The following is a 16503-nucleotide window of genomic DNA, read 5'->3' on the forward strand; positions in this document are numbered from 1 at the left end:
CGCCCTTGCCCGATCCGGCCGCGCGCCCGCTGCTCATCCGCGGCGCGCGGGTCCTGACGGCGGGGGAAGACCCGCACCGGCCGCCCCCGCGGGACGTATTGGTGCGCGGCGATCGGATCGCCGCGATCTTCGGGGCGGGCGACGCGCCGCCCGACATCCCCGCCGAAACGGAAGTCCTGGACGCCGCGGGCTGCCTGCTGATCCCCGGCCTCGTCAGCGCGCATTACCATTCCTACGACACGCTCCTGAAGGGCCAGTTCGAGGACATGCCCTTCGACGTCTGGGCCCTGCACTCCCAGCCCGCCTATTGGGGACGGCGGAGCCGGGAGGAGCTGCGCGTGCGCACGCTGCTCGGCGCGATGGAGTGCCTCAAGGCCGGGATCACCACGATCCAGGACATGAACAGCCTCGTCCCGCAGGACGAGGAGACGCTCGACGTAATCCTCTCGGCCTACGAGGAAGCGGGCATCCGCGTCGTCTTCTCCATCGCGCTGCGCGACCTGCCGGACCTGGACATCGCGCCCTTCCTGCCACCGGACCTGCCCGCGGAGGTCGCGGCGATCGTCGGCGGTAAGCCTGGCGATCCGGCGGCGGACCTGGCCTTCGTGGAGGCGCAGGTCCGGCGCCTCTCGCCTCTGCGGCCGCGGCTGCATTGGGCGCTCAGCCCCTCCGGTCCCCAGCGATCCTCCGACGCGCTGCTGGAAGGGATTGCGGTGCTGTCGCAGGCGCACGGGCTGCCGATCCTGACCCACGTCTACGAGACGCGGGCGCAGCTCGCGAAGGCGCGGCGCGTCTATGCCGGCCTCGGCGGCTCCATGATCCGCCACATGGCCGAGCGCGGAATCCTGACGCCCCGGACGACGCTGGCCCATGCCGTCCACCTGACGGAGGAGGAGGTCGCGCTCGTCGCGGAGGCCGGGGCGGGCGTCGTCCACAACCCGCTCGCCAACCTGAAGCTGAAGAACGGCGTCGCGCCGCTGCTGTCCTTCAAGCGGGCCGGCATCCGCATGGCGCTGGGCTGCGACAACAGCAGCTGCTCGGACTGCCAGAACCTGTTTCAGGCGATGAAGATGTACTGCCTCCTCTCGGCGGGCAGCGACGCGAACCCGACGGGCGTGCTGGCCTGCGACGCAGTGGAGGCGGCGACGGCGGGCGGCGCCCGCGCGCTCGGGCTAGGGGAGGAAATCGGGGCGCTCGCGCCGGGGATGCGTGCCGACCTCGTGCTGCTGGATCTTGCTGACCTGGCCTGGCAGCCCTTCAACAGCGCGACGCGGCAACTCGTCTATTCGGAAACGGGCCGGGGCGTCCGGACCGTGCTGGTGGATGGCGAGGTCGTGGTCCGCGACGGGCACCTGACGCGTGTGGACGAGGCGGCCTTCCGGGCCGAACTGGCCGAGGTCATGGAACGCGTGGACGCGGACCATGCCGCGCTGCGCGAACGCGTCGCGCCGGCGATCGCGCCGTTGCTCGCCGCCAACGAACGACTGTCCCGCGTGGACCTCGGCATGCGGCGGCTGATCGGGGAGGGATGAGCCGGCGCGCGCCCGTACTGGCTCTCGGCAATGAGAGCAGCGGCGTGACGCGCGTTACACGCCGCCCGACGGACGACACAGTTCAGGCCACCCTTCGCCCCGATCGCCCCGTTATCCTGCACGGGTGATCGGGAGAGATTCCCGCCCGGTCGCAGGAGGTTTCCATGCTGTCCCACGTCACGTCCCTCGCGCGGAAGGTGGTGCTGCCCGCCGCGCTCGCCCTCGGCGCGCTGGTCGCGGCGCCCTCGGTCGGCCCCGCGCAGGCCGCGTCCGGCGTCACGCTGTCGGTGCTGTCCGATCCCGCGGTGGTGCCGGTGGATTGGCGCCACCGCCACCACGGCCCGCGCTACTACGCCCCGCCGCCGCCCCCGCCGCCCTGGTACTACCGCCGGCCGGCCTACGGGCCGCGCTACTACGCGCCGCCCCCGCCGCCGCGGCACTACGGCCATCATGGCCCGCGGTACTACTACCGCTGACGGAACCCGGGCCGGCCACGCGCCGGCCCGGCCGTCGGTCAGACGCGCCGCGTGCCCCAGAAGGCCGTGATCTCCGACAGCGGCTCGCTGATGGTCCGCCGGTAGGCGGTGCTGGAGAAGTACTGGCCCGACGGCAGGTAGGGCACCTCCTCCAGCACGGCGCGCTGGATGTCCTCGGCGATGCGCTTCTGGGCGTCCAGGTCCGGCGCGTCGAACCAGGCGGTGCGCGCCGCGTCCAGGCGCGGGATGCTGGGCCAGCCGAACCAGGCACCGTCGCCGTTGGCGCGGAGGAAGGTCGCGACGCCCGGGTTGATCCCGTCCGCGCCGTTCCAGGTGGTGTGGAAGAAGCTCCAGCCGCCGCGCTCCACCGGCTCCTTGCTGGCACGGCGCTGCACCACCGTGCCCCAGTCGGAGACGCGGTAATCCACGTTCATGCCGAGGCGCCGGAACAGGTCGTGCCCGACCTCCGCCAGCGCCGCGAGCGGCGCCTGGTCTGACGGCGCGAGCATCACCACCGTCTCCCCGTTGTAGCCGGCCTCCCGCAATTCGCGGCGGGATCGTTCGATGTCGCGCGGGGCGGTGATGACCTCGATCCCCGCCCGGTTCGCGAGCGGGGAGCCCGGGGTGAAGACCCCCATGTCCGCGCGCCAGAGAGAGGGGTCGGCGCCGGCGACCGCGGTCATGAAGTCGGCTTGCGAGATGGCCCGCAGCACCGCGCGGCGCACCGCCGGCTTGTCGAAGGGCGGGTGCAGCGTGTTGAAGATGCCAGTGCCGAAGACACCGAGCGGGCTCGCTCGCTTCAGCACGACGTCGCGGGTGCGGGCGAAGGTCGGCAGGATGTCGTTCGCCGGGTTCTCCCACCAGTCCACCTCGCCGTTGCGCAGCGCCGAGGCCGCCGTGCTGGGATCGGGCATGACGACCCATTCGACGCGGTCGAAGCCGACGATCTTCGGCCCCGCGGCCCAGCTCGGCGTGCCTTCCCGCGGGCGGTAGGCGGGGTTGCGTTCATAGACGACGCGGGAGCCGACCACGCGCTCCCCTGCCACGAAACGGAATGGGCCGGAGCCCACCGTCTCGCGGATCTGGGTCGTGCCGTCGGCGGAGGCGATCCGCTCGGGCATGATGAGCAGCGCGGGCGGGCCGAGCTTCGCCAGCGCGTCGAGCATCGGGCCGAAACGGCGGTTCAGGCGAATGATGAAGGTCCGGTCATCCGGCGCCGTCATCTCCGCCACGCGGGCGAGCATGACCTGGCCCAGGCTGTCCCGCGACGCCCAGCGGCGGATCGAAGCGACGCAGTCGCGGCCCCGCACCGGCTCCCCGTCGTGGAACAGGAGGCCTTCGCGGAGGCGGAAGCGCCAGGTCAGGCCGTCATCGGTGTTCTCGTAGGTCTCGACCATCTGCGGCTGGGGGCGCAGATCGGAATCCAGCCCGAAGAGCTGATCGTAGATTGCCAGTCCACGATACCGCGTGACGTAGGCCGTGGTGAAGACGGGGTCGAGAATCGTCAGGTCGGTCTGCGGCACGAAACGCAGCGTGCGGGCCGCCGCACCCTGCGACAGGGCGGGGCGGGCGAGCAGCGCCGCCCCCGACCCCGCGATGGCGGCCCCCATCAGGTGACGACGTCGCATCCCAAACCTCCTCTCCCGTTCCCGGCGGCCGGGAGCGAAGCAAGGGGCGGGCCGCACTCCTCAGTGCAGCTCGCGCTTCACGAAGCGGCCGGCCTGGATGAGGGCCGGCAGGACCTCCCCGCCGCGCGCGAGAATCCGGACATCCTTCAGCGGGTCCCCGTCCACCACGATCATGTCGGCCCAGGCGCCGGGCGCGATGACGCCGATCTTCCCCTCCATCCGCAGCAGCCGCGCGGCGACCGTAGTGGCGGAGCGGATGATCTCGAGCGGCGAGAGGACTTCCGCGCGGATGGAGAACTCCTCGGACTGGCGACGGTGCATGGCGCCCAGAAGGTCGGTGCCGAAGGCCATGGTCAGGCCGGCGTCGCGCATCGTCTCCAGCGACCGTAGGCCGGCCAGGCGCACGTCGTCGATCTTCGCGACACTCTCCGGCGGCAGGCCGAGCGAGGCCCCCTCCTCCTTCAAGGCCTGGTAGGTGACGAGGGTGGGGACGGCGATGCAGCCCGCCTTGGCCGCGGCCTTCGCGGTCTCGGGCTGGATGAGGTTGCAGTGTTCCAGCGACAGCACGCCGCAGCGCACGGCGCGCGCGATCGCCTCGTCCGTGTAGAGGTGGGCGGCGACGTAGGTCTTCGCCATCTCCGCTTCCTCGACGATCGCGCGGAGCTCGGCCTCCGAATACTGGAGGTAGGCGATGGGATCGGTCGGGGAGGCGACGCCGCCATTGGCCATCACCTTGATGTAGTCGGCGCCGTGGCGCAGTTCCTCCCGGCAGGCGCGGCGCACGGCATCGACTCCGTCCGCGACGCGGCAGAGGGCGCCGAGGCCGCGGGGCTGGTGGCGCGTGTCGTAGCGCCCGCGGCCGTCGCCGTGGCCGTTGGTCTGCGACAGGGCCTTGCCGCAGATGTTGAGGCGCGAGCCAGTGTAGAGCCCTTCCTCCCAGGCCACGCGCAGCGCGTGGGTGGCCCCAGCGAGGTCGCGCACCGTCGTGAAGCCGCGCATCAGCATGTCACGCATGATCCCCGCGGCGCGGAAGGCGACGAGGGCGTCCGGCAGCACGGCCTGCTGCGAAAGGTTGACGATCGCGGCGACGACGTGGACGTGGCAGTCGATCAGGCCGGGCATGAGCGTGCGGCCGCCCAGGTCCACCCGCTCGGCCGAGGCGGAAGAGAGCGGGCGGTCGGACACCTCCCGCACCGTGTCGCCCTCGATCAGGACATGGGTGCCCGGCCGGGCCTCGCCGGAGACGGGATCGAGGAAGGTCGCGTTCTCGAGGAGGATCATGGGGGCCAGTGAAGCCCGGCACGCCCCCCTCGACAATGCCGCGGGCGGAACGGCATAGATGACGCGGGCTTCATCTACCGGGGGATACGGAATGAGATTCGACCTGACCCGCCGCGCCGCGGGTCTGCTGGGCGCGGGCGCACTCGCGGCTCTCCTCGCGGCATCGCCTGTCGTGGCGCAGCCCGCCCAGCCGGGCGGGGTCACCTTCACTTGGGCGACCGCCAACGACATCCTCGGCCTGGATCCGCACGCCAACAACCACGGCGTGACGAACGCCATGAAGTCGAACGTCTACGAGCCGCTGGTGCGGCGCGAGGCCGACGGCTCGCTCGCCCCCGCGCTGGCCGAACGGTGGGAGACGGTGAGCCCCACGACGTGGCGCTTCCACCTGCGCCGGGGCGTGCGCTTCCACGGCGGCGAGCCCTTCACCGCCGCCGACGTGCTGATGTCGCTGGAAAGGGTGCGCCAGAACGACATGGCCTACACCGTTGCCTCGATCGCGAGTGCGCGGGCGGTGGACGACAACACGGTGGAGTTCGAGACGCGCGGGCCGAACCCCGTGCTGCTCCAGGACCTCACCCTGTTCTTCATCATGTCGAAGCCCTGGGTCGAGGCGAACAACGCGATGGCCGTGGCCCGCGCGGGCCAGCCCGGCGCCACCAACACCTTCGTCCAGCTCAACACCAACGGCACCGGCCCCTTCCGGATCGTCGAGCGCCTGGCCGATGAGCGGACAGTGCTGGAACCGAACCCGAACTGGTGGGACCGCGCGAACCACGGAATCTCCCGCGCGATCTTCCGCCCGATCGCCAGCGCGCCGACCCGCGTCGCCGCGATCCTGTCGCGGGAGGTGGACGTGATGTACCACGTGCCGCTGCAGGACCTGCCGCGGATGCAGAACCAGCAGGGCTTGCGCGTCGTGCAGGGGCCGACGGCGCGGTCCATCTACCTTGCCATGGACGTGACGCGGCCGGAGAACCTGGAGGCGCCGGGCACGCCGAACGTCATGCGCGACCCCCGCGTGCGCCGCGCGATGTACCAGGCGATCGACATGGAGACGATCCGGCGCGTGGTGCTGCGCAACTCCACCGTTGCCGCCGGCCTGCCGATCGGCTCGGCCATCGGCGGCTTCGATGCCGCGCTGAACGAGCGCCTGCCCTACGACCCCGACGCGGCGCGCCGCCTGCTGCAGGAAGCCGGGGCCACGAACTTCCGTGTCTCTCTCGGCTGCCCCAACAACCGCTACATCAACGACGAGGCGATCTGCCAGTCCATCGTCGCGATGCTCCAGCGCGTCGGCATCCAGGCGCGGCTGGACTCCATGCCCTTCGGCCGTTTCCTCCAGCGCGGGGCGAACAACGAGTTTCAGTTCTGGCTGCTCGGCTGGGCCCCCGGCAACTTCGACATCACCAATCCAGGGCGTGAGCTTCTGGGCGAGGGGTCCTTCAACTGGGGCAAGTTCAGTGACCCGCAGATGAACGACCTGCTGACCCGCATCGGCCAGACGGCGATCGGGCCGGAGCGGCAGGAGATGGCCAAGCAGTACTGGACGCGCTTCCGGGAACTGCTGCCGATCATCCCGCTGCACCAGGAGCCGCAGATCTTCGCGGTGCGCGACACGGTCCAGGACTTCACCCTGCGGGTGAACGAGGACCTGGAGCTCCGGACCCTGCGCATGCGGCGCTGAGCGCCGCATCGGACCGGGCGTGAGCGGCGGGGCGGTCCCATCCGGGGCCGCCCCGCTTCGTTCCGGGCGGGGGCCGTTGACGCTCCCCCCGGGGCCGCGCGATCTATCGGAAACAAGGGTTTGGGGAAGGAACGGCGATGGCCGACGAGCTGATCGACGTGAAGCCGGAGGTCGCGGCGGGCGCCCACGTGGACGCGGCGCGACGGCAGGCCATGGTTGAGGAAGCGGCGCGCGATCCCGACGGCTTCTGGCGCAAGGAGATGAACCGCCTCTCCTGGATGCGGGCGCCGACGGTCATCAAGAACACCTCCTTCGAGGGCGACGTCTCGATCAAGTGGTTCGAGGACGGGGTGCTGAACCTCTCCGTTTCCTGCCTGGATCGACACGTGGAGAGCGGGCGCGGGGATCAGGTCGCGGTCATCTGGGAAGGCGACGACCCAAAGGCCGACAGCAAGGTCACCTACTGCCAGCTGCTGGAACGCGTCTGCCGGCTGTCGAACGCGATGAAGTCGCTCGGCGTCGCGCGCGGCGACCGCGTGACGATCTACCTGCCGATGATCGTGGAGGCCGCGGTCGCGATGCTGGCCTGCGCACGGATCGGCGCCGTACATTCCGTGGTGTTCGGCGGCTTCTCGCCCGACTCCCTCGCGTCCCGTATCCAGGACTGCGACAGTACCCTGCTCATCACGGCCGATGAGGGCCGCCGGGGCGGCCGCACCGTGCCGCTGAAGGCGAACGCCGATGAGGCGCTGCGGTCCTGCCCCACCGTGAAGAACGTGATCGTCGCGAGGAACACCGGCGGCGCCGTCTCCCTGCAGGACGGCCGCGACCAGGACTGGGCGACGCTCTGCGACGTGCAGCCCGCGGAATGCCAGCCCGAGGCGATGGGGGCGGAAGATCCCCTGTTCATCCTCTACACCTCCGGCTCGACCGGGAAGCCGAAGGGCGTGCTGCACACGACCGGCGGCTACGGCGTCTGGGCGTCCTTCACGCACGAGAACGTCTTCGACTACCGCCCTGGCGAGACTTACTGGTGCACCGCCGACGTTGGCTGGGTCACCGGCCACACCTACATCGTCTACGGCCCGCTCGCGAACGGCGCGACGACGCTGATATTCGAGGGCGTGCCGAACTGGCCGGACTCCGGCCGCTTCTGGCAGGTGGTGGACAAGCACAAGGTCAACATCTTCTACACCGCGCCGACCGCCATCCGCGCGCTGATGCGGGAAGGCGAGGGACCGGTGAAGAAGCACGCGCGGTCCTCTCTGCGCATCCTCGGCTCGGTGGGGGAGCCGATCAATCCGGAAGCCTGGCTCTGGTACTACCGGGTCGTCGGCGACGGGCGCTGCCCGATCGTGGATACATGGTGGCAGACGGAGACGGGCGGGATCCTGATTTCCCCGCTGCCGGGCGCCGTGCCGCAGAAGCCGGGCTCCGCGACGCTCCCGCTGCCCGGCGTGAAGCCCGCGCTGGTGGACGGGGAAGGCAACCTCGTCGAGGGTGCTGCCGAGGGGAACCTCGTCATCACCGACTCCTGGCCCGGCCAGATGCGGACCGTCTTCCGTGACCACGAGCGGTTCAAGCAGACCTATTTCGCGACCTTCCCCGGCAAGTACTTCACCGGTGACGGCGCGCGACGCGACGCCGACGGATACTACTGGATCACGGGACGCGTGGACGACGTGCTGAACGTATCCGGCCACCGTATGGGCACGGCAGAGATCGAGAGCGCGCTCGTCGCCCACCCGAAGGTCGCGGAGGCCGCGGTCGTCGGCATGCCGCACGACATCAAGGGCCAGGGAATCTACGCGTATGTCACCCTGATCGCGGGCGAAGAACCCACCGACGCGCTGCGCAAGGAGCTGGTGCAGTGGGTGCGGACGGAAATCGGCCCAATCGCCTCCCCCGACGCGATCCAGTGGGCGCCGGGCCTGCCGAAGACGCGGTCCGGCAAGATCATGCGGCGCATCCTCCGCAAGATCGCGGCGAACGAGACGGACAGCCTGGGCGACACGTCGACCCTCGCGGACCCGTCCGTCGTGCAGGACCTCGTCGAGAACCGCGTGGGGTAGCGCCGGGGCCATCGGCACGACACCGGCAGGATCACCCCGGCCCGGAAGCCGCCCCACCGCCGGGCGACGCGATCAGAAGCCGGTTCATCGGCTCCAGCGCGGCCCGCAGCGCCGCCATGTCGCGCGCGACCGCCGCCGGCGCGGCGCCGGCGGCGACGATCTCGGCGGTGATCGCCCCGAAGGACCGTTGACCGTCCACCCGCGCGACGATCGCCGCGGAGAGGCGCGGGATCGGCACGGGCACGCGCAGGCCGTCGAAGGTCACCGCCAGCGTGTCGCCGCGAAGCGACTTCGCGAAGGCCGCGGGATCGAGCTCCCGCAGCACGGGCACGGCGTCCGGATCGTCCCAGTCCGCGCGTGCCACCGGATCCGCGGCGCGCGTGAGGTAGCAGATGTGCACGCCCATGTTGCCCGCGAGCGATTCCGCCAGTGCCGCGCGCGCGACCGGATCCAGCGCGGCGGTGCGTGCGCGGAGGCGCGGGTCGGGCAGCAGCGGATCGGGGTCGTAGCGCAGCGGTTCGACCCAGCAGGCCACGCGCAGTCCCGCGCGCCCTACCATTGCGGCCAGCGCGGGGACGGTGAAGGCGACGTCGCGCGGGTTCAGCAGCAGGTCGTAGAGCCCGGGATCGCCGCCCCCCTGCGGCAGCGGCAGGTGGTCGGTGATGAAGGGATTCTTCGTGAGCCACGCCGTCGCGGGCAGGTGACGCATCGCGCGCTTGGCCGTCTCGATCCGTTCGCCCGGTGGCAGGCTGTCCGGCGCCAGGATCCGGAAGGCCTCCTGCAGCATGTACACGCCGGTGCGTCCATGCGGGGCGTAGACCATGATCCCCATGCCGCCGCCGGGGTTCAGGCAGGCCGCCAGCGCCCGTAGCCCTGCTTCCGGGTCGGGCAGGTGGTGCAGCACGCCGCAGCAATCCACGTAGTCGAAGGTGCCGAGCTTCGCGTCCGGCAGGTTGAGGATCGAGCCCTCGACGAAGCGGATGTTCGTCAGGCCTCGCGCGGCCGCGCGTGCCTCCGTGATCTTCCGGGCGGCGCCGGATCGGTCGTACCAGACGACCTCCCCTGGCCGGCCCAGCCAGGCCATCTGCTGCGCCAGCATGATCGCGCCGTCGCCGGTGCCGCCGCCGGCGACCAGCGCGCGCAGTGGCTGTGTCGCAGGCCGGCGCGCGGCAAAAATCCAGTGGTCCACCTCCCGCAGGTGGGACGGGGACCCGACGACGAGCCGCTTCGCCTCGTCCCGCGGGTCGCGGGCGGGATAAGGGAAGGCTTCGTACTGGGCGGCGAGGTGCGCGTCGATCGCGTCCGGCATGGCGGGGGGAATAGGGCCGCCGGGCCGGGCGCGGAAGTCGGGGCGGATCAGGCCGCCCGACGCGCTGCCTCCTGGTACAGCGCCAATTCCTCCGACAGCGCGCGCCGGACGCTGGGGTGGCGCCGCATCGCCGTGAGGTAGGCCGTGATCGCCGGATAGGGTGCGAGGTCGAGCCGGGCGTGGTCCGCCCAGTTCAGCACGGTGACGAGGTAGGCATCAGCCACCGTGAACCGGTCCAGCACGAAGCGCCGCCCCGTCAGGTGCCGGTCCAGGTAGGCGAGGCGCGGCCCGGCCTTCGCCATCGCGAAGTCCCGCGCCCCCTGGGGCGCATCGGCCGCCAGCAGCGGCGCGAAGACGAGCTTGTGGAGTTCCGAGGTCACGAAGGCGAGCCACTGGTTCAGCACCGGCCGCTCCGGAGCGGAGGGAGCAGGGGCCAGGCCGGATTCCGGGAACCGGTCGGCGACGTATTGCAGGATCGCCGTGTTCTCCGTCAGCAGCCGCCCGTCCTCCATGCGCAGCACGGGCACTTGCCCCATTGGGTTGACCGCGAGGAAGTCGGCGTCGCCAACCCGCTTGGCACGCACGTCCACCGGGACGAACCCCGCCTCCGCACCCGCTTCGTAGAGCGCGATGCGCGTTGCCATCGAGCAGGCGAGGGGGCTGAAGTAGAGGTCCATGGAGAGGCTCCGCTTGTTTTCTGTACCGTTCTGCATGAAATCAGGCGCCGCATCCGAGGTCAAGGCATTTTGGGCGAGACGGTAAAGAATTCGGCCCCGCGCCGGCGCGGGCGTCCCCCGGCCTACGACCGCGACAAGGCGCTCGACGCGGCCGCGCGGCTGTTCCGGCGCCAGGGCTACGACGCGACCTCGCTCGACGACCTCAGCGCGGCCACGGGGATGAACCGCCCGAGCCTCTACGGGGCCTTCGGGGACAAGCGGGCGCTCTACGCCGCCATCCTCTCCCGCGCGCGGGAAGGGGGCGCGGCCGCGATGGCCCGGATCCTGTCGCCCGACCGGCCGCTGCGGGAGGGGCTGCGGGCGGTCTATCGCGACGCCCTCGCCCTTACCTCGACAGGGAGGAGGCCCCGGAGGGCTGCCTGCTGATCGGTACGGCCAGTACCCGGGCCGCGACCGACCCGGAGGTCCGCGACATCCTGCGGGAGACCCTTGCCGGTCACGACCGGGCTTTCGAGGCGCGGTTCCGCCAGGCGCAGGCCGTGGGCGAGCTGGACCCCGCCGCGGACCCCGTGCGGCTCGCCCTCCTGGCCTCGGCGACGCTCCAGTCCCTCGCGGTCCGCTCACGCACCGGGGAGTCGAGGGTGGTCCTCGATACGCTGGCCGATGCCGCAGTGGACCTGATCTGCGGCCCCCCGATCCGCGGTTGAGCCGCCCGGCGGGCAGGCCTATCTCCCAACCCCATGCTCCGTACCCTCCCGGGCGTTCTGCTGGGCGCAGCCCTCCTCTGCGCCCTGCCGGCCCACGCACAGCAGCAGCGCCCCGCCGCGTCCGGTCCCCAGCGGATCGGCACCTTCGGCGCCTGGACGGCGGCCACGCACCAGGAGGGCGGCGGCAAGGTCTGCTATGCCTTCACCCGCGCCAGCCGCAGCGAGGGCGGGGGACAGCGCCAGAACGTGCTGATGACCGTCACCCACCGGCCGCAGGGCCGGGACCAGGTCGCCGTGCGCGTGGGGCATTCCTTCGCGCGCAACGCGGAATTGCAGGTCCGGATCGGGGAGCGCGACTTCCCCTTCTACACCGCCGGCGACACGGGCTTCGCCCGCGGCGGCGCCGCCGTGATCGCGGCGCTGCGCAACGGGCGGGATGCCGTGGCGCGCGGCCCGGGCCCCGGCAACCGCGGCGGCACGACCGACACCTTCTCCCTCAACGGCTTCAACGCGGCCTATGAGGCGATCTCGCGGGAATGTCCCGCAGGGGCTCCCCGCCGATGAACGCCCGCACCCCCATCCAGCTCGCCCCGTCCGACTCGCTGACCGAGGCCGAGCGCGCCCGCATCCTGGCGAAGTCCGCGATCTTCGCCCCGCCGCCCATGACCGACGAGGCAGGGCGGCGCGAGCTCGTCGGCCTGACGAAGGACGAACTGACGGCCGAGATGGTCGCGATCGGCGAGAAGGCCTTCCGCGCCAAGCAGGTCTGGGGCTGGATCTACAACCAGGGCGTCACCGACTTCGCCCGGATGGCGAACATCGCCAAGCCGCTGCAGGCGAAGCTCGCCGATCGCTTCAAGATCACGCGCCCGACCGTCGCGACGGAGCAGACGAGCACGGACGCCACGCGCAAGTGGCTCTTCCGCCTCGCCGACGGCCAGCAGATCGAGACGGTCTACATCCCCGAGGACGACCGCGGCGCGCTGTGCATCTCGACGCAGGTCGGCTGCACGCTGTCCTGCCGCTTTTGCCACACGGGCACGCAGAAGCTCGTGCGCAACCTCTCGGCCGGGGAGATCGTCGGCCAGTTCATGGCCGCGCGCGATTCCTACGGCGAATGGCCGACCCCCAACGACGAGACTCGGCGGCTGTCGAACATCGTCGTCATGGGCATGGGCGAGCCGCTCTATAACTACGAGGCCGTGGCGACCGCCCTGAAGATCGCGATGGACCATGAGGGGATCGGCCTATCCCGTCGCCGCATCACGCTGTCCACCTCCGGCGTGGTGCCAATGATGGATCGCGCCGGCGCGGAACTCGGCGTCAATCTCGCGGTGTCGCTGCACGCGGTGACCGATGAACTCCGCGACGAGATCGTGCCGCTGAACCGCAAGTATCCGATCGCCGAACTGATGGCGGCGTGCCGCCGCTACCCCAGTGCGTCCAACGCGCGGCGCATCACCTTCGAATACGTCATGCTGGATGGCGTGAATGATTCCGAGGCCGAAGCGCGCGAACTGGTGCGGCTGCTGCACGGCCTACCGGCGAAGGTGAACCTCATCCCCTTCAACCCGTGGCCGGGCTCGCCGTACAAGACCAGCAAGCGCGAGGCGATCCAGCGCTTCGCGCGCATCGTCAACGATGCGGGCTTCGCCGCGCCGGTGCGCCGCCCGCGCGGCCGCGACATCCTCGCGGCCTGCGGCCAGTTGAAGACGGAAAGCGAGCGCCTGGCCCGCGCCAAGACAGCCGCGCTCTAGATCCATGCGCGTCCTCGTCGTCGGCATCTCCGGCGCGGGGAAGTCGGTCCTGGCCGAACGGATCGCGGCGGCCCACGGCCTGCCGCGCATCGAACTCGACGCGTATTTCTGGGGACCGGATTGGACCCCGTTCGGCCGCGATGCCATGCGCGCCTCGGTCGGCGCCGCCATCGCCGCCCCGGGCTGGGTCGCGGACGGCTACTACGTCTCCCAGGTCGGCGACCTGCTCTGGCCGAGGGCCACGCACCTCGTCTGGCTGGACTACCCGCGCCGGATCATCATGGCGCGGGTGATCCGGCGCAGCCTCCTCCGCGCCGCGACGCGCCGCCCGCTTTGGAACGGCAACCGGGAACGCTGGTCGGCCCTCCTCACCGCCGACCACCCGATCCGCTACGCCTGGCGCAACGCCTTGCCCCGCCGCGCCGCCATCGAGGCGCGGCTGGCGCTGCCGGAACACGCGCACCTCGTCGTCCACCGCCTGCGCCACCCGTGGGAAGCCGTGGCCCTCGCCCTCACCGACGCGCCGGGCTGATCGTCGCAGCGGCCACCTTTTTGGAACCCGATCCGGGGCGTGCCCTGTCACAATCCTTGCGCGCCATGCTACCCTCGCGTGCATGTCCAGCGCCGCGGCACAACGCCCAGCGACCGTCGGCGGCGCTGCGGCGTCCGCGCGCCGGGTCGGCCTGCTCTGCCTCGTCGCGACGACCCTGGGCTGGGGGCTGAACTGGCCCATCGCCAAGGTCCTGCTGGCCGAGTGGCCGCCGCTCACGGCCAGGGCCATCGCCGGTGTCGTCGCGGGCGCCGCCCTTGCGGCCATTGCCCGGGCCCGCGGGGAGTCCCTCCGCATCCCGCCGGGCATGGGGAAGCGGGTGGTGCTGTCCTCGGCGACGAACGTCACGGCCTGGATGGGCTTCGCGACGCTCGGCCTCGCCTGGCTGAACGTCGCGGAGGCCGCGCTGCTGACCTACACCATGCCCCTCTGGGTTGCCGTCTTCGCCTGGCCGGTCCTCGGCGAGAAGCCGGGCTGGCGGGGAATGGTCGCCCTTCTGCTCGGCCTCCTCGGTCTCGTCGTCCTCTTCGCGGGACGGGGTGGCCTCGCGCTGTCACCGGAGAAACTGCCGGGCGTGGCCGCGGCGCTCGCGGCCGCCCTGTGCTTCGCCCTGGGGTCCGTCCTGACGCGCGGCAAGCCGACCGGCCTCGCCCCGGTCGCCAACGTCGCCTGGCAGGTGGGCCTGGGCTGCGCCGTCCTCGCCCCGCCCGCCCTGCTGCTGGAGACGGTGAACGTCACGACGGTCACCCCCGCGGCCTGGGCCGCGCTGGGATACATGACCGCCGTCGCGATGGGCGTCTGCTACCTCACCTGGTTCGCGGCGCTGGAACGGCTGCCGCCCTCCACCGCCTCCATCGCCACGCTGCTGACGCCGCCCATCGGCATCGGCGCCGCCGCCCTTTCGCTGGGGGAGCCGGTGGGGTGGCGGGAACTCGCGTCCCTCGTCCTGGTCCTGACCGGTGTCACGCTGGCGTTGCGGGCACCGGCGAAGCCTCCCTGAGGAAGGCCCGCCACCCGCCGTGGCGGGTGATGTCCGGCGCGCCCTCCAGCCCCGCGACTTCGGCGAGGAAGCCGAGGCATGGGCCGCCTTCCAGTTCCACCGTCCCGAAGCCCAGCGGCGGCGGCACCTGGGCCAGCAGCGCGCCGATGGCGGTCGTGGGAAGCGCCCAGACCTCACCCTCGATCACCCCGGTGCCGCCCCGCACCATGCCGGGCCGCCGCCCGAGGTCGTGGAGCCGGTAGAGCGGCCGTGTCCGGTCCGCCCGCAGGAACCGCCCGCCGAGCGCAGTAACCTGCCCGTTCAGGGGCAGCCCCGCCATGTGCGCTCCGATGCAGAACAGCGCCGTCTCACCCGGCGCCAGCGGAGCGGCCGGTGGCGACAGCGGCGTGGCCGCCTCCGTCGCGCCGAGGGTCAGCCCCGCCGCGTGGTGCAGCGCGCCGCCGGCGGCGCAGAGGAGCGCCTCGGAGAAGGCCGGCCCCAGCAGCGTAACGCCCAACGGCCGCCCGTCGCCCCGGAACCCCGCGGGCACCGCGACGCCCGCGAGATCCAGCAGGTTCACGAAGTTGGTGTAGGTGCCGAGGCGGGAGTTCGCCGCGATCGGCTCGGCATTCAGGTCGGCGAGGGTCGGCACGCCCGGCACCGTCGGCACCGCCAGCAGGTCAGCCCCGGCGAAAAGGTCGCGGATCAGCACGCGCGCCTCGGCCACCGCGTGGAAGTCGTCGAAGGCGTCCACGGTGCGGCGGTGCAGCCCGCCTTCCAGGATGGTGCGGGTCACGGGGTGCAGTGCGTCGGCGTGGTGTTCCACCATGTCCCGCAGCGCCGCGGTCCGTTCCGCCACCCAGGCCCCGTCGTAGAGGCGGCGGGCCAGTGCCAGGAAGGGCGCGACCGACACCCGCGTCAGACGCGCGCCCAGGGCCGTGAGCCGCTCGAGCGAGGCCGCGAAGGCCGCCGCGTCGTCTGCGGTATCGAAGACCAGATCGGCCTCGACCGGCGCCGCCACGCGCAGGCCCGGCGGCATCGCCGCGCCCGCGGCCCGCCACCCGGCCGGCGCCGCACGGGAATAGGGGTCGGCCGCATCGGCCCCTGCGGCGACGTCCAGCACCGCCGCGGCCTGGGCCGCCGTCAGGGCGAAGACGGACACGCAGTCGAGCGACCGGCAGGCCGGCACCACGCCCCGCGTCGGGATCAGCCCGAGGGACGGCTTCAGCCCCACGATGTTCTGGCAGGCCGCCGGCACCCGCCCCGACCCCGCCGTATCCGTGCCGAGCGAGAAGGCCGCGATGCCCGCCGCCACCGCGCTCGCCGAGCCGGAGGAGGAGCCGCCGGGGATCAGGTCGGCCCGCACCGCGTTGCGCGGCACGCCGTAGGGGGAACGCACGCCCACCAGCCCCGTGGCGAACTGGTCGAGGTTCACCGTCCCCAGCAACACCGCCCCCGCCGCCCGCAGCCGGGCGACGACCGGCGCATCCTCGGCTGCCACGCGGCCATAGGCCGGGCAGGCCGCGGTCGTCGCGATGCCCGCGACCGCGATGTTGTCCTTCACCACGAAGGGCAGGCCGAAGAGCGGCCGGCCGCGCGGCCCCTCCGCCTCCAGCCGCGCCGCCTCGGCCAGCACCGCGCCGTCGGCGAAGCGCGTGATGAACAGCGCCGGGTCGTCCCAGGCCGCGATCCGCGCCAGCGCCGCCCGCGCGGCGGCCACGGGCCCCTGCTCCCGCGCGATGTCCCACAGCATGACCGGCTCCCCCGTCGCCCCGCGCCGCGCGATGCAAGCCGCGCGCCCCACACCGAAGGCTGACCGCGCCGCGTCCCTTGCCCCAACCCGGCGCC

Annotated in this window: 15 protein-coding genes; 10 read left to right on the forward strand and 5 right to left on the reverse strand. The window is 72.1% G+C overall.

The window, feature by feature from the left end; translation table 11 throughout:
* Positions 1–5 precede the first annotated feature (5 nt).
* A complete protein-coding gene (locus ACE7GA_RS11760) occupies positions 6–1532 on the forward strand; it encodes an amidohydrolase family protein (protein ID WP_376099580.1) in 1527 nt (508 codons plus the stop codon).
* Positions 1533–1696: 164 nt separating this feature from the next.
* Complete coding sequence (locus ACE7GA_RS11765; RefSeq protein ID WP_376099582.1) at positions 1697–2008, forward strand: hypothetical protein; 312 nt, start codon at positions 1697–1699, stop codon at positions 2006–2008.
* A gap of 38 nt (positions 2009–2046) precedes the next feature.
* Here ACE7GA_RS11765 and ACE7GA_RS11770 read toward each other — a convergent pair whose 3' ends face one another.
* Complete coding sequence (locus ACE7GA_RS11770) at positions 2047–3636, reverse strand: ABC transporter substrate-binding protein (protein WP_376099584.1); 1590 nt, start codon at positions 3634–3636, stop codon at positions 2047–2049.
* A 60-nt stretch (positions 3637–3696) separates the two neighbouring features.
* The gene (locus tag ACE7GA_RS11775; protein ID WP_376099586.1) at positions 3697–4917 is read right to left on the reverse strand and encodes an amidohydrolase family protein; all 1221 of its coding nucleotides are present in this window, start codon (positions 4915–4917) and stop codon (positions 3697–3699) included.
* 91 nt (positions 4918–5008) lie between these two features.
* Between ACE7GA_RS11775 and ACE7GA_RS11780 the strand changes: the two genes are divergently transcribed.
* Together ACE7GA_RS11780 and acs are read left to right on the forward strand one after the other, a co-directional pair.
* On the forward strand, positions 5009–6604 hold the full coding sequence (locus tag ACE7GA_RS11780; protein ID WP_376099588.1) for an ABC transporter substrate-binding protein: 1596 nt from the start codon (positions 5009–5011) through the stop codon (positions 6602–6604).
* A gap of 137 nt (positions 6605–6741) precedes the next feature.
* Entirely contained in the window at positions 6742–8676 is a 1935-nt protein-coding gene (gene acs, locus ACE7GA_RS11785; protein ID WP_376099590.1) for an acetate--CoA ligase, read from the forward strand.
* 31 nt (positions 8677–8707) lie between these two features.
* Here acs and ACE7GA_RS11790 read toward each other — a convergent pair whose 3' ends face one another.
* Positions 8708–9985 (reverse strand): class I SAM-dependent methyltransferase, encoded by a 1278-nt coding sequence (locus ACE7GA_RS11790; RefSeq protein WP_376099592.1) that lies wholly within the window; start codon positions 9983–9985, stop codon positions 8708–8710.
* Positions 9986–10032: 47 nt separating this feature from the next.
* Complete coding sequence (locus tag ACE7GA_RS11795; RefSeq protein ID WP_376099594.1) at positions 10033–10698, reverse strand: glutathione S-transferase N-terminal domain-containing protein; 666 nt, start codon at positions 10696–10698, stop codon at positions 10033–10035.
* 33 nt (positions 10699–10731) lie between these two features.
* Between ACE7GA_RS11795 and ACE7GA_RS11800 the strand changes: the two genes are divergently transcribed.
* The 6 genes from ACE7GA_RS11800 (at position 10732) to ACE7GA_RS11825 (ending at position 14676) form a co-directional block, all read left to right on the forward strand.
* On the forward strand, positions 10732–11088 hold the full coding sequence (locus ACE7GA_RS11800; RefSeq protein WP_376099596.1) for a TetR/AcrR family transcriptional regulator: 357 nt from the start codon (positions 10732–10734) through the stop codon (positions 11086–11088).
* Positions 11088–11369: a TetR family transcriptional regulator C-terminal domain-containing protein gene (locus ACE7GA_RS11805; RefSeq protein ID WP_376100239.1), complete on the forward strand. Its 282-nt coding sequence runs from the start codon at positions 11088–11090 to the stop codon at positions 11367–11369. Before ACE7GA_RS11800 ends, ACE7GA_RS11805 begins: the two co-directional genes overlap by 1 nt.
* A 33-nt stretch (positions 11370–11402) precedes the next feature.
* Positions 11403–11933, forward strand: a complete 531-nt coding sequence (locus ACE7GA_RS11810; RefSeq protein WP_376099598.1) for an invasion associated locus B family protein — start codon at positions 11403–11405, stop codon at positions 11931–11933.
* Positions 11930–13126 carry a 23S rRNA (adenine(2503)-C(2))-methyltransferase RlmN gene (gene rlmN / locus ACE7GA_RS11815; RefSeq protein ID WP_376100241.1) on the forward strand — a complete coding sequence of 399 codons (1197 nt, stop codon included), beginning with the start codon at positions 11930–11932 and terminating at the stop codon, positions 13124–13126. Before ACE7GA_RS11810 ends, rlmN begins: the two co-directional genes overlap by 4 nt.
* Before the next feature lie 4 nt (positions 13127–13130).
* On the forward strand, positions 13131–13658 hold the full coding sequence (locus ACE7GA_RS11820; RefSeq protein WP_376099600.1) for an adenylate kinase: 528 nt from the start codon (positions 13131–13133) through the stop codon (positions 13656–13658).
* An 82-nt stretch (positions 13659–13740) separates the two neighbouring features.
* Complete coding sequence (locus ACE7GA_RS11825; RefSeq protein WP_376099602.1) at positions 13741–14676, forward strand: DMT family transporter; 936 nt, start codon at positions 13741–13743, stop codon at positions 14674–14676.
* Here ACE7GA_RS11825 and atzF read toward each other — a convergent pair.
* Positions 14639–16408, reverse strand: a complete 1770-nt coding sequence (gene atzF, locus ACE7GA_RS11830; protein WP_376099604.1) for an allophanate hydrolase — start codon at positions 16406–16408, stop codon at positions 14639–14641. The genes ACE7GA_RS11825 and atzF overlap by 38 nt on opposite strands.
* Between the last annotated feature and the right edge of the window lie 95 nt (positions 16409–16503).

The sequence above is a fragment of the Roseomonas sp. CCTCC AB2023176 genome, assembly GCF_042259275.1.
Classification (GTDB): Bacteria; Pseudomonadota; Alphaproteobacteria; order Acetobacterales; family Acetobacteraceae; genus Roseomonas.

Coding starts and splice junctions, on each gene's coding strand:
- rlmN (WP_376100241.1), top strand. CDS start 11,930: ATGAACGCCCGCACCCCCATCCAGCTCGCCCCGTCCGACTCGCTGACC.
- acs (WP_376099590.1), top strand. CDS start 6,742: ATGGCCGACGAGCTGATCGACGTGAAGCCGGAGGTCGCGGCGGGCGCC.
- ACE7GA_RS11770 (WP_376099584.1), bottom strand. CDS start 3,636: ATGCGACGTCGTCACCTGATGGGGGCCGCCATCGCGGGGTCGGGGGCG.
- ACE7GA_RS11795 (WP_376099594.1), bottom strand. CDS start 10,698: ATGCAGAACGGTACAGAAAACAAGCGGAGCCTCTCCATGGACCTCTAC.
- ACE7GA_RS11820 (WP_376099600.1), top strand. CDS start 13,131: ATGCGCGTCCTCGTCGTCGGCATCTCCGGCGCGGGGAAGTCGGTCCTG.
- ACE7GA_RS11765 (WP_376099582.1), top strand. CDS start 1,697: ATGCTGTCCCACGTCACGTCCCTCGCGCGGAAGGTGGTGCTGCCCGCC.
- ACE7GA_RS11780 (WP_376099588.1), top strand. CDS start 5,009: ATGAGATTCGACCTGACCCGCCGCGCCGCGGGTCTGCTGGGCGCGGGC.
- atzF (WP_376099604.1), bottom strand. CDS start 16,408: ATGCTGTGGGACATCGCGCGGGAGCAGGGGCCCGTGGCCGCCGCGCGG.
- ACE7GA_RS11810 (WP_376099598.1), top strand. CDS start 11,403: ATGCTCCGTACCCTCCCGGGCGTTCTGCTGGGCGCAGCCCTCCTCTGC.
- ACE7GA_RS11775 (WP_376099586.1), bottom strand. CDS start 4,917: ATGATCCTCCTCGAGAACGCGACCTTCCTCGATCCCGTCTCCGGCGAG.
- ACE7GA_RS11825 (WP_376099602.1), top strand. CDS start 13,741: ATGTCCAGCGCCGCGGCACAACGCCCAGCGACCGTCGGCGGCGCTGCG.
- ACE7GA_RS11790 (WP_376099592.1), bottom strand. CDS start 9,985: ATGCCGGACGCGATCGACGCGCACCTCGCCGCCCAGTACGAAGCCTTC.